This window comes from Actinomadura sp. 9N215, assembly GCF_044326345.1.
GTDB lineage: Bacteria > Actinomycetota > Actinomycetes > Streptosporangiales > Streptosporangiaceae > Spirillospora.
In genome coordinates, this window is sequence record NZ_JBIRBA010000035.1 from 1 (window position 1) to 13781 (window position 13781).

The following is a 13781-nucleotide window of genomic DNA, read 5'->3' on the forward strand; positions in this document are numbered from 1 at the left end:
GCAACCGCCACAGAATGCCGTTGACCACCTGCCGGTGATCACGCCACCGACGACCGGGCCCGGCATCCCGCGGCAGCAACGGCTCGATCTGCGCCCAGGCAGCATCGGTCAGCTCGCCTCGCCTCACCACAGCGATCATCCAACCGGACCAGCCCCAAACCCGGGATGACCTTTATCAGACAGGCCCTAGTCCGACGATGCGCGCCGCCAGGTGGGGGCAGGTCGAGGTCGACAGGCCGAAGAACGTGTTCGTTGCACTAGTGCGACTCCGCGCCGAGGGCGGTAACGCGCAGGCGGGGATCGGACGGACGGGCCACCTTCAGCACCGCGGATCCAAACGATCACGTTACGCCTGCGCACTAACTCGCCGCCAACTGACTCAGGGGATGGCGACGCGGGCCAGGTCGCTTCCGAATGCAACGATCAGGCCGCCGTTCCCGAGCACGGTCAGGGCGGTCGGCCTTCTGGGGAATCGTCGGGCTTTACGTAGCTCGCCGGTTGTCAGGTCGACGAGCGTGACGGTGCCGTCCTCCCAGCCGATATAGATCTCGGGCCATTCTTTCACCGCGACTGCCGTGGCGCCGGTGGTGCCTTGGACGCCGGGGCCGAAACGGTTGCCGGCGGCGTCCCAGGCGTGGATCTCGCCGGACGGATTATGTTCTGGCGTGGCCGCCGCGGCGATGATGTGGGAGTTGATGATGTCCAGGACGATGTCGTCTTCGGCTTGGGGGATGTGGCGCAGTGGCGCGGACAGATCGTCCAAAGCGAGCAAGGTCATCGGCTGGGAATAGGTGGACAGCACCGCCACCGGATGACCATCGATGATCCCTGTGACGAATCCGCTGGTCATGGATCGGGTATCCGTCGAAGCCTCGCCCAGCAAGGCTCCGTCGCCGGTGCTCCAGACCCGGATGACGCTCGGCTGTCCGACGCGTGGCGGCAGCGCCCCTCCCGTGGTGACGAGTACTTCTTCTTCTCGCACCTGCGCGCGTTGGATCCATGGCACGAACCGGCGGTGCGCCTCGATCGGTTCTCCGTGCCTGCCGCCGCGTGTCACATTCCAGCGGTACAGCCTTTTGTCGGAGACGTCGGTTGAGCCGCTTCCCGTTGCCGCGATGATGTCGCCTTGGTCCTGCCATGCCGTGATCGCGTGCGTCACCTCCACGCCGGTGTTCAAAGGCGCGGCCAGTGGGTGGCCGTCCGAAGCCCGCCGCGCCAGGATCGTCCCGCCCTCGTCGACGCTGACCACGGCGTCTTTGGCGGGCGTCAGTGCGATTCCGGAGATTCGTTGATCGTGGCCTGGCTCGCGGTCGACGGGCCTTCCCAGGTCGTGCAGGGCCAGGACGCCGTCGTAGGAAGACGCGGTGAGCAGCAGGTCGCGCCCCTGCCAGTGCACCGCTGCCACGCGGGATTGCGCGACTGGGCCGGCGAGTGGTGGCCGCTCCTCATGCCGGGTGCGCAGATCCCAGAGGTGGACTCGCCATCGGGTGGGGACCACGATCGTCTCGCCCACAACTGCCGGTTTCGCGTGCGGTTCTGATCCACGCCATATCCTCGTCAACTCACCTCCTCTCCGGTTGATATGGCCGGCGATCGGTGCGCCGATCTGGACGAATGTTTCCAGATCGAAGGTGGCGGCCAGGAAGTATTCGTTGATGATGGTCACGCAATCGCGTCCGTCCACGATGGACAGCATCGCGCCTCGGACATTCTTGAATTCTGACGGCACAGGAAGCCGCTGCGGATACCAGGACGGGACGTCCCACAGTGTCAGCCCCTCATCGCAGGTCAGCAGGACATGCCGGCCGTCGGTGAGCCGTCCGCCGCACAATGCCAGCCCTTGTGAGGGCGTGATTACCCCTAGGAGTTCGCCCGTCGGTACTGACCATCGCCTGATGCTTCCTGTCCAGTCTCGGGTCACGGCTTCCGAGCCGGCCAGGTACAGATCACGCAGCTTTTCATCGCAGGTGACGATGGTGTTCTGCAGGCTCCCATCCGCCATGCTCCAGAATTGGAGGCGTCCGTCCTCGTGTCCGCTCACCAGGGCCGGTTCGCCATCCAGATGCCCGAACGACAGGCAGGTCGCGACTGCCTCGCAGAAGGTCTCGATTGTCCTGCCGGAAAGCAGATCACAGGCCCACAGCCGATACTCCATCGGGCCCGCATCGACAAAGCCCGCGATCAGCGGACGTTCAGAAACCACGTCCATGGCCACCGCTGACACCATTCCAAGATGCAATCCGAACAGCAGCCTCGGATCCATATCGGTCTCGGTAGCCCAATCCACGCGCCATTCTGTCGACGCCGCCGCCTCCTCGTACGGCACCCACCCTCTCGCACTGTCAAAGCAACGCAGCCGACGCGCGGCGAAAGCGTTTGACTCGAACGATCGCCTTATCCATTCCCCGAGCTCGGCGACTCCCATTAACCCGCCCTCGACTCCCTACGCGCGTCAGGCACTTCTATTTCATGGCTAGCTGCGTGATGGCCATGGCGCCCACACGGCCCCACCCGACACTGTAAATCCGTTGTTCTCGAAGGCCGCCCGTGCGACATCCTCAATAGGCACGTGTTCGGCCAGGTCTTTCGGACGGTAATGACCAGACCCGTTGTTGAACATCACTATTGCACCATCTTCGACATCGAACAAGCCCGCCATGAGGACGGAGCGCTGCTCGGCCAGACTCGTATGCCCGACGTGCTGCGAATATGAAAATAGCTCATCGTCGTGCACCGCGCGCACTGTCCAATCGAGATTCACTACATAGTGATAGGAGCCGTCCGCCAGGTCTGCTCCATTCCAGTTACCCATATTTCCAGGAATAGGATCCTGCGGATCAGCGTCGAGGATGTCCCATACCTTTACCTTGCAGTTGTGGACGAGGACGGACGTTGTTCCTGAGGCCACATAGTACGTGTGTGTGCCCGCGACGGTGAGGTTGTGGACGCGTTGGTGTGCGGTGCGGGTCTTGACGGCGGTGAGCTGGACGTGGGTGCCGGCGCTGGTGCGGAGCCACATGCCGGGCTTGAGCTTTTCGGCGTCGGTCCAGGTGGCGGTGGTGGGGGTCCAGAAGGGGTGGCCGTCGGTGGCGGTTAGGACGCTGGTCTCGCCGCCCTGTTTGCCATCGGTGTCGACGGTGAGTTGGACCAGGCGTTTGGCGCCGGTGTCGGTGATGGTGGCGACGACTGGCTGAGTTGAGGTCGTTCCGGTGGCGGGGTCGGTGGCTTGGACCTTGTCGCCGACCTTGATCTTGTCGATGGCCTTGCGAGTGCCGTCGGCCATGAGGACGGAGGCGCTGGGCACGAAGCTGTTGCAGGGACTTTGTCCGCCGCTTACAGGCCTGCTCGCTGTGGCTTTTCCGCTGCTCTTGGCCGCTGCGGGCGCGGTCTTCGCCGCGCCGTTGCCGGCTCCGCCTGGGCTGCCGCCCTTCGGCTTGCCGCGGAGCTTGTTGAGGATCTTGGGTGCGACTCTTCTGACCAGGGGGCTCACGACTCCGGCGACTTTGATGCCGGTTACCGTCATGCCGACTTCTATTGCTGCGCCGGTGAGGGCGGATTTGAAGCCGCCCAGGAGTGTTCGTTGGTCGGCTGGTGTGTTCTGGTGGTAGCTGACCGCGCCGTAGACCCATCCGGCGATGGCGGCGCAGCCGACGACTGCGGCGCCACCGGTGGCGGCCGCGCATGCTGCGCCTGCCGCGATTCCGGCGATGGTGGCCTGGTGCTTCTTGATGAAGCCGCCTGCCTTGCCGACTTTGCATTTCCAGCCGCAGTGTTTCTTGACCGGTACGGGGTCTCCGCCGACGGTGCCTCTGCAGCCGACCCAGCAGCCGCCGCCTCCCGGCAATGATGGCTGCGGAACGCGGGCGCGTCCACCTCCGCCGCGACGGAATGCGTTGCTGTGCTGATGGGCATTGTCCCAGCGTTCGGCGTTGCCGTGATTGCCGTAGCTGCTGCCGCCGGGGCGGAAGCCGCCGTCGCGGTATTGGCCGGTGGGGTCGGCGTGGTCGACGGGATTGTTGCCGGCGTAGGAGTAGCCGTTGGCGGTGAGGGGGTCGCCGCCGCCGGTGACGGGGTCGGCGCTGAGGAAACGTCCGGTGAGGGGGTCGTATTCGCGGGCGCCGAGGTGGGTGAGGCCGGTGCTGGCGTCCTTGGTGCCGCCGACATAGCCCTTGTCGAGAATGGCGGGCCAGGTGCCCAGGGGGCCGCTGCGCTCGGTGCCGAAGGGTGCAAAGCGGCGGTAGCTCCAGGTGTTCTGATCGATGGCGTTAACGGTGGTGTCCGCGCTGCCCTGATAGTCGGGGATGAGGAATTGGATGGTGGAACTGGACGTGCCGGTGCGGTAGGCGACGGTCTGCCCGGCGTGGCTGTAGTAGCGGATCGCGCTGACGGTTCCGCTATTGGAGACCTTTACCTCTTGGCTGGGCAGGTAGAGGGTCTTGCCGTTGGTGTCCTTGCGGATGAGGCGATTGCCCGCGGCGTCGTAGATGAAGCTGGCCAGTTCCTTGCCGGCGTCGTCGGTGATCTTGGACAGGTTGCCTTCGGCGTCCCAGAGGAGTTTCTGGCCGGGACGCGTGGTGGTGTTGCCAGTCTGGTCGTAGGTGTACAGGTCCGTGACGCTGTTGCCACCTTGTGTTTCGGTGAGCGACTTCAGCGCATGGGGGCTGTCGACCCCGCTGTTTCCGAGGGGCGCGGGGTAGGTGTAGGTGCGGGTTTTGTCAGCGGTGGGCCCGCCGGTAAAGGCGTGCTGGGTTTCCTTGGTGCGGTTGCCGACCTTGTCGCCGTAATTGCCGGACGGGTCGTACTGGTAGCTCGTCCAGTAGGGGGCGGGCCCACCGATGGTGCCGGTGGTGGGGGCGGCAGCGCAGTCGTTGTTCGTCGTCGACCAAGCCTCGGTCACGCGTTGGGCGTAGTCGTAGGTGAAGCATTGTCGGTCGGCGGGTTTGTCCGCTGTGTTGGTCAGGATGGATCTGATCGAACCGGCGTCGGTGTAGTCGTACTTGGTCTCCAGGTCGTAGGCGGCCGACGAGGATTGCCGCTTGACGGTGGAGCGGGTCAGGCGATTGGTGGCCGGGTCGCGGTCGAAGGTCTGCCAGATGAACTTGTCGGACACCGACGCCATGGCGAGCTGGGTGATGTCGCCGTGCCCGTCGTAGACGGTGTCGGCCACGTACGCGGCCAGGCCGTGCGTCCAGTCGGGCAGGCCGTCGCTGTTGTATTCGGTGGTGACGTCCTCGGCGGGCAGTCCGGTGCCGCCACCGACCGCCGGATAGGACGTGGTCAGCGGGGAGCCGTTGAAGTTGTAGGTCTGCGTGGTGGTGTAGGTCCCGGCGAGCGCGCCCTCGGACGCCGGGATCGTGACCGTCGTGCCCTTGGCCTGGTAGAGCCCGTCGTAGCCGGTGATGGCGGTGGTGTACGCGTCGTTGCCGATGTGCCGGGTGGCGGTGGCGGGCAGCCCCCTGGCGTAGGGGACGGTGTCGTAGGTCATGGAGGTCAGCGGCGTGGCGCCGTTCTTGACCGCGACGGGACGGCCGAGTCTGTCGTAGGTGTGGCTTAGCGTGGTGCCCCGGGCGTCGGTGCTGGTGCTGACCTGGTCGAAGAAGTCATAGGTGACGGTCGAGGTGCCCTTGTCGGGGGTGGTGCTGGAGGCCGGGCGACCCTGCACGTCATAGGTCGTCTTCCACACGTTGCCCGCAGCGTCCCGGGCCTCGGAGGGGCGGCCCGCGCCGTCGTAGACGATCTTGGTCGCCAGGTAGGCGCCGTCCAGGTCGGCGGTCTTGTACTGGCGGCTCTCCACCGTCCGGCCGAGGGCGTCGGTGAGGGACGCCGTCGGCATCGCGCCCGAGGGCGGGACGACCGTGGTGCGCTCTCCGTCGTACTTGTTGGTGGTGGTCCACTTCTTGGTGGAGTAGCTGTAGAGCGTCGTGGCCAGGATGCGTTCGGCACCGTCGTAGGTGCTGAGTGTCTGGCTGGGGATCTGGTTGTCGTCAGCGGTGGTCAGCACGCCGGACGGGTCGCCGGTGAGCACGTAGGCGGCGTTGGTCTTGAAGGCCAGTCCGCGGCTGTCGTACTTGGTGTCGGTGACCGTCCGTCCGCCGCCCACGGCCTCGTTCTGCGACTGGCGGGGCCGCAGCATGCCGTCGAACAGCTCGACTGAGGCCTCGTAGGTGACCGGATCGGTCTTGGTGAGCGTCTTGGTGGTGACCGAGACCGGGTTGCCGTCGCTGGGGAAGGCGTAGGCGTAGGTGGTGGACGGCCGGTCCGGGTTGTTCCTGCGGGTGTTGTTGGGCAGCCAGGCCCGGGCGAGACGTCCCAGCCCGTCGTACTCACCCTCGCCGACCCGTCCGTTGGGGTCGGTGATCTTGGTGGGCATGCCGCGGGCGGGGTTGTACTCGGTGGTCGTGGTGAAGCCGACCGGGGTCGCGCCGCCGACGCTGACCGGCGGGGTGGTGAGGGTGCTGGATTTCAGCCAGCCCTCGGCCGCGTCGGTGTAGCCGGACTTGGTGGTGCGGTCGTCGTCGGGCGTGGCGGGGTCGCCCACCTGTGTGGCTTCCAGAACGCGGCCATAGCCGTCGTACTTGGTGGTGACTGCGGGCGCCATGGTGGAGCGGCCGTCCGAGACGCCGGTGGCCTTCTCCGTCCTGGTGGCATTACCCACGGTCGGGTACGCGCCGTAGGTCTTGCCGTCGTAGATGACCTTCGTGTCGGAGATCATGTCGGCGGCGACGAGGTTGGGTTCGTGGCTGGTGTCGTCGTCGCAGTCGACCGACACCGACAGGGTGCGGATCGGCAGGGTCTGGATCGCGCCGGCGGGGGCGGTGCCGCTGGGGAAGACCGTGCGGGCGCAGGTGTCGTCGTGGGTGGTGGTGAGGTCGCCTTCGTCGTCGACGGCGACGGTCCGGCCCAGGGAGTCGTAGTCGTAGGTGGTCTGGGTGTTGAAGTCGGTGCCGTCGGCCTTGCGGGATCGGCTCCTGGTCCACTGGGGCTGGACGCGTCCGCCGTCGACGGTGATGTCGTCGTCGGAATTGGTGTCGTGGAAGGTGCGGCTGAGAGTCTTGGTCCACTTGGGCCGCGACACGCTCGCACCGATTTCGGCGGCGTCGGTGAACGCTCCGTTGAAGGTGCGGGTTTCCAGGACGGTACCGGCGAGCACGTCGATGTCGCCGATCCCGCCGAGCAGATTCTTGGAGTCGGTGACCGTCACGCTCTGCCGGGGATTGCCCTTGCCCTGGTAGTTTCCGTCCATTCCACGGGCATAGGCGGTCTCGGCGCGCGACTGTTGTTCGCCGTTCAGGCCGTCGCCGGTGACGGTGCGGACTTTGGCGTAACCGCGCCACTGCGACCACGTACGCCATTTGTCCTTGGTCATCCCGTCATCCTCGGCGTACCGCCAGGCGGCACCACCGAGGTAGTGGTATTTAGTGGTCTGCGATCTGGACTGGCCGGTGTTGTCGGCCTCGATGATGTAGTCGGCGACGTACTTGTGGTACCAGTCGTTGATCAGTTTTCCGTCGGGTTGCTCCCATTTCACCGGGAAGCAGCGTGTGGTGTTGTTCTTCGGGTCGGGCATGTTTCCGGCCGAATAGACGCACTCCCCCGCCGGGGTGGGGCTGGCGTAGGGGTCGGAATAGCCGATGGTGGTGGTCGCGCCGGTGCCGTTGTCGATGCCGACCAGGCGGGGCCGGTCATATCCGGGCAGGGCGTCGACGCCGGTACCGGACCGCCCGGTGATCACGCGGTTGGTCATGAGCTGGCCGAACAGCGTGATACGCGGGGCCTTGGTGTCGGCGCCGTCACGGCCGGTCTGGTCGATGGTGTGCAGCCAGAGCGCGCTGTTCTGGTAGGTCTGGCCCAGATCCCAGGTGTCGACGATCTTGTAGCCGGGGTCCTCGGCGCCGGTCGCCTGGTCGTCGCGGAGCTTGGTGGTGACCTTGGTGAGGCGCTTGCGGTCGAAGAACGTCGGCGAGGTCTTGCCGAATCCGCAGGTCTCGTCGTCGTCGCAGATCCGGTCGTCGGGCAGGTCGGTGCGGTCGGAGACGGTGAAGCGGATGCGGGCGGCCGCCTTGACGCCGTAGGTGGCGCCCTTGCGCTGACCGTAGTCGATGTGACTCAGATATCCGCCGGAGTTGTACTTGGTGCCGCCGCTGGTCTGCAGATAGCGGGTGTAGTGGTTGGTCTCTTTCTTGTAGAAGTAGGTGATGGTGCTGCTGTGCGGGTCGACGACGTGGTCGAGATTCCATCGCCACGCCTTCTGACACCAGGAGTCCTTGAAACTGCTTTCGTGGCAGGGTTCGCCGTCGTCGTCGCCGTAGACCGGGACGGTCCAGGCCGAATTGGTCTCGGTCTTGCCGTTCTCCCAGTCGTCCGGACGATTAACACCGAAGTAGTACTGGACGCCGTCCATATCGGTCAGCTTCCAGTACTCGCCGTCATGGTCGCCGTTGGTGGCGCCGGCGAGCCGTTCGATGGTGGAGCCGTCGTCGACGCGAGGACGCCAGGTCTTCGCGGCGGTGTCGTAGAGCAGTTCGGTGGAACGGCCGTTAAGTGACAGCACGGCATTATGACGGCCCCAGCAAAGGTCACCGGAGGCGTGGCCGGCATCGATGCAGGGCTTGTATTTGCGTTCGATGAATCCGGGCCAGTAGTCGAAACCGTCACCGATCCATGACGCCTGGGAGTTGTCGGCGGCGGTCTTGCCGTCCACCGCCCCGGAGCTGTAGGCGATGGTGACCTCGGGCATCAGCTCACCGGGGACCGGAGGCAGCCGCATCGGATAGTTCCAGGAGAACTCGCCGGTGTTGCTGCCCGCGTTCCAGTTGGACGCCGGAGTCAGGCTGGTGGCGCCCCAGTCGCCGGACGGACCGGACGGCCCTGATTCAACCGCCAGCACCGTCGAGTTCTCCGCCCCGGCGGGGACGGACACATCAGACGACAACGTCGCGGTCTTGGCGTCGTTGACGGTGGGCAGCACGGTGCGCTGCAGGCATCGCGCCTGCTCAGGTGTGGTGAGGGCACATGCGGGCAGCTGCACCAGGCGGAGCCGGGACGCCCAGTCGCCGCCGTGGGCGTTCCTGAACCGCGCATAGCTGAGCCCGACCTTGACGCTGCCGGCCTGCGCCGCCGACACCGTCGCGATCACTTCGCTGCGCGCCTTCTCGGCGGTCTTGCGGTCGGCCATCTTCACTCGCACGCGCGGCGGGACCGCTGGCGCCGCCGCGCGCTCCCCCTTGCGAGGGGTGGGCGCGCCGACCCAGACCGGTAGCTTTCCGGCCTGCGCCCATCCTCCGGCAGTCCGGCCGCCGGGGGCCAAGCCGTCCTTGGTGGTCAGCGCGGACAGATCCGCGGTGCCCTGGCCGGGCTCCGGCCAGACCGGCGCGGCGGGCTTGGCTGTGATCGGCGTCCCGGGCGTGCCGGGAAGCTCCGCGGCCCGGGCCTTGACCGCCTCGCCCTTGACGCGAGGCGTCTTCTGGGTGGCCGGACGACGGGCGGCGCCGTCCTCCGACAGGGTGGGCCGCGCCGCGGCGGCCGCCTCGCCGGCCATCCCGGCCAGCAGCACCATGACGAGAAGGACCGCCACAGCGCCGATCAGGCCATACGCCCGGCCGAGGACGCGCAACACACCTTTCACCGACGCCTCATTTCCACGAAAGGCACCACAGGTTTCGCGTCCGGAATCCGGCTGTTGCGGCCTGCCGCCGCCCATGCCCTCACGGCCGGTACTCCAACTTCCAGATATGGCGCAGTGGTATCGGCTCTGCGGGCTCGGCCTGGAGCACGCGCGCGTTCTCCGGCGCTCCGTCGTCCTTCGCGTCGGCGACCAGCGCACTGTGCTTGGCGATCAGGCGGTAGCCGAGGCCGCCGTCGTCGGCGACGCCGGCGACCTTCCACAGTTGATGCTCAGCCCCGGGTTCGCAGGTGCCCTGCTGGACGGCGGCGCCGGCCTGCGTCCGGGCGTCGGCCACCTCAAGGCACCGGACCGCCGCCGGATCGCCGTTCATGGTGTTGACGTTGATGAGCATGAAATAGCCGTCGCCGTAATCAGCGAACTTCCAGTCCTGCCAGGGACCGCCATTGCACGTCCACGGCATCACGAAGATCTTGTCGGCCGTGGAACCGCCCGCGACGTCCAGGCACTTCTGAGTGCTGGCGACACGCAGCCGATACTTGATTCCGTCGAGGTGATGGCGCTTCAGCGCGGTGATGTTCCACAGCTGCTCCTCGGCGACCGGGTCCGCGCAAGACCACTGCAGGACGTTCGCCCCCGGGTTCGCCGAGCCCGAGTCAACGGTCAGGCATTTGTCGCTCCGCCGGGACTTCAGCCAGTGGCCCCCGGCCTTCTTCTCCGGCTTCCACTGCTGACCCGTGCTGCCGTTGCACTCGTACTGCCACACGTTGCGGCCGTCGGCGGTGCCTGAACCGTCCGTCCCGTCCACGTCCAGGCATTTGCCGCTGTTGGCACTGGTCAACGTGTAGTAACCGTCGCCGACATCGGTGAACTGCCAATCCTGCGCCGGGTGCGCGTTGCAGTTCCACTGCTGCACATTGGTGCCGTTTTCCGTACCGGCGCCCGCGACGTCCAGGCAATGACCGGAATTGACGTTGTTCAGGCGCAGCGTCCTGCCTGCGAATTCACGATTCTGCACCGACTCGGCGTAGATCACGTCCAGGACGGATTCGTCCGGGTGCGCGAGCGGCCACAGCTGAGAATCGTCCACCCAGCCGTTCCAGAATGCGCTCTTGCCCGAGGCGGCGCCGGGTGTCGCGCCGACCAGCAGGGATCCCGAACCGGCCGCTGGCCCCCAGGCCGTGGGGGCGGTCTTGACCTCTGGCGGCATGACCCTCTTGGTGGTGCAGTTCCACGGTTCGGCGGGGTCGCACACCTGGCGGCTCCCCTCGGCCTGGGTCCGCAGCCAGAGCTCCTGTTTGACCGGGTCGTAGCCGGCCATCAGCGAAACCCAGTGAGCGGTCCACGGTTGCCCGTCCCCCGCCTGCGCCATGTCGCGCGTGACGGCCGTCAGGACGGTGCCGTCGGCCTTGCGATGCCGGAACGTCCATTTGCCGCCGAGAAAGCCGAGTTCGAAGACCGTCCCGTCGGCCGCGGCCTGGCTGACCGCCACCTGGTCACCTTGGACGGAGGCGAGCTTCAGCCAGGTCGAGAACATGAACCGCTGGCTGGTGTCGACCAGGGTGACCGGATTGCCTTCCAGATCCGTCCACGGCTTCACTTCGCCGAACTGCGACGAACCGTCGAGGCGAATCGCGCGGTCGGTCGGTGAGGCCGCGCCGAGATTGCCCGCCTCTCCGAACGCCGTGCCGCCACCGAAGACCAGATCGGCGTTCGGGTTCACCGAGCCGTTCCCTCCGACGGCGCGGGCGACGTTGCCGGTGGGCTCGTCCATCGACCAGGCCGCGTCGCGCGGGGGCTGCTCCACGCCGAACTCGTACTTCTTCGCGACGCTCGGATTGCCGGCCCGGTCGAATGTCGTCACCTCGACCCACTGGGGTCCGAACCGCTTCGGCGTCCACGAAATGGTCGACGACGCGCCCGCCGTGACCGCCTTCGTTCCTTCGGTTCCGTCGGCGAACTTGTAGTGGTACGTCACCACGTCGCCGGAACCGGCGGGCGCGAGGGTGAAGTTGCCCGGCACATATTTCCGGGCGACCGGGTCATATCCCGAGGTCGCGCCGGCAGGGTATTCGGGCGATGACACCTCCGGCGTGTTCGGTCTGCGGGCGTCCACCGTGTACTCGCACCAGGCCGACCATGGACCGCGCAGGTTCGTATCGTCCAGCCCGCGGACGCGCCACATCCAACTCGTCCCGCCGTCAGGAGTCGCTGGGAAATCATCACCCTTGACCACCGTCAACGACGCATGCAAATAGCCGTCAGCGCCGGCATGTTGAAACGTGCCCTGTGGCGGGACCCAGCGATTCCAGCTCTCCTCGGGCTTGCCAAGGGGAGCCAGCTCGTACTCGGCCGCCAGCGGCTGCCCATCGAACCCACCCGAGTTGTCACCGTCATAGTCGGTGACCAGCGCATTGGCGGTCCGATCCCTGGAAACCCCGAACCACGGACGTCCGCTACCGCGCACACATCCGTACTTGGCCGTCCCGCCGTTCTTCATGTGGACGTCCTTGACCGGCATGGGATACCGGGAGAACTTCACGACCATCCGTGGATCGACGTCCATCACCTTCCAGGTGTGGGTGTCGTTGTAGTCCGCGTCCGGGAAAAGCCCAATCGTGAAGAAGTCCCACCGGTGGTCCGTCGCCCACTGGACGAGACGGGTCAGATGGGAATGGGTGAACGTCACGTCGTTCGACGACCCGCCATCCCCGCACTCGGGGCGTCCGACATTGACCGAAGCGGTCGCGAGGCCATTCGTCTCCCAACCCGAACCCTCGGGGATGAACGCGCCCGGACGCGAGTTGTAGGTCGTGGACGAATAGATGTGCTCAACGTTGTACAAGCGGACATCACGTGCCGTGCACGACCACGCATGCAGCACGTCAAAGGTGATGGCGGCCGAGTTGACCTTGACCTGAACGCTGCCCGACCATTCGTGCAGCGGCGTGGAATCCATCCGGACATAAGAACGCTTGTTGGTGTGGTCCTCGATTTCACGACCCGTGGGCAACCGGTCCGGCTTCCAGTACGACTGGTTCGGGAACACCTGATCGACATAGGCCCAGCCGGACCCCTTGGCGCTGCCTCCGTCGCTGTCGCCTTCCCTGCGTCCGTTCCAGGTCTGCCACGACGGATCCAGCACGATCGGGAACTTGGCATCCGCGGCCGTGAGCAGGTCCAGATCGGGGGTCAACGTCAGCACGCCATCGCCTGTAGCCACCGCCATCGGCGCCACACTCGCCTTGGGCGCCGGCCCGGCCGCGATCTCCTCGGTACTCACGGACGCCCCGTCCGCCGCGTTCGCCTGCCCCTCCCACATCAACGGTTCAGGTGCGGCGAAGACCTCGTTTCCGGCCTCGTCCACAGCCGCCAGCCGGTTGCCGGACAGCTCCTTCAGCTGGACGCCCGAAGCACGGACCCCGAACTCGATCTTGGCCAGCCCCGGGTCACTCGCCGCCTCCGGCGTCTTCACCACGACGTAGTGGGACCACCCGGCCGGCGTCGAGCGCACCACCAGGTCCACTCCCGCGCCGCCGCCGTTCACAAAAGTGGCGCTCGGGCCGTCCAGCACGGGCACCGGAAGCCTCGCCCCCGGCCAGGTCAGCGTCAAGCTCTTGCCGTCCCTGGTCATCGTGGCCAGGACGTCATCGCCACCGCCGCCGAACGTCACCCCGTTGACCGACATCCGCGACGCGTATCCGCCCCCGGCCGTCCGCTGCAGCGTCAAGTCAGCGTCGTGGAAGACACCATCCCGCTGGACGCGGACGGGAACCGGCGCCGTCTCCAGCTCGAACTGCCCATCGGGCAGGGCGGTCAACTTCCTGGTCTCCGACGTCCGCCCGGCGACCTCGACCGGATCACCGGTCTGCCTGGCCTTCGTCGACGCGGCGTCCATGGGCGTCGGAGCAGGAGCGGTCTCTTTCGCCTGCGCGGAGACGACAGGCACCGAAACCAGCGAGGCCAGCAGAACCAGTGACATCAACCCCGAAAGGCCTCGGGAACGCCGCCACATCCCGTCAACAAGCAATGACAGAAGCAATAAGACCCGACCAGCAGAGACGCGCACCATGACCTCGCAAGGTTAAGCCCGTCAAAGATGCGCTAAAAGTAAACCGGAGATCGCCGACCCGAAAGGGTAATTACCTCATCAAATATG

Annotated in this window: 4 protein-coding genes; all 4 read right to left on the reverse strand. The window is 66.4% G+C overall.

All coding sequences use genetic code 11. The features are described from left to right. A partial coding sequence (locus ACH34T_RS38580; protein WP_395992756.1) for a transposase occupies window positions 1-139 on the reverse strand: 139 nt, incomplete at its 3' end. A gap of 240 nt (window positions 140-379) precedes the next feature. Continuing rightward, window positions 380-2326: a WD40 repeat domain-containing protein gene (locus ACH34T_RS38585; RefSeq protein WP_396025943.1), complete on the reverse strand. Its 1947-nt coding sequence runs from the start codon at window positions 2324-2326 to the stop codon at window positions 380-382. 147 nt (window positions 2327-2473) lie between these two features. Then, on the reverse strand, window positions 2474-9625 hold the full coding sequence (locus ACH34T_RS38590; protein WP_396025944.1) for a polymorphic toxin-type HINT domain-containing protein: 7152 nt from the start codon (window positions 9623-9625) through the stop codon (window positions 2474-2476). 79 nt (window positions 9626-9704) lie between these two features. After that, window positions 9705-13604 carry an RICIN domain-containing protein gene (locus ACH34T_RS38595; RefSeq protein ID WP_396025945.1) on the reverse strand — a complete coding sequence of 1300 codons (3900 nt, stop codon included), beginning with the start codon at window positions 13602-13604 and terminating at the stop codon, window positions 9705-9707. Window positions 13605-13781 lie beyond the last annotated feature (177 nt).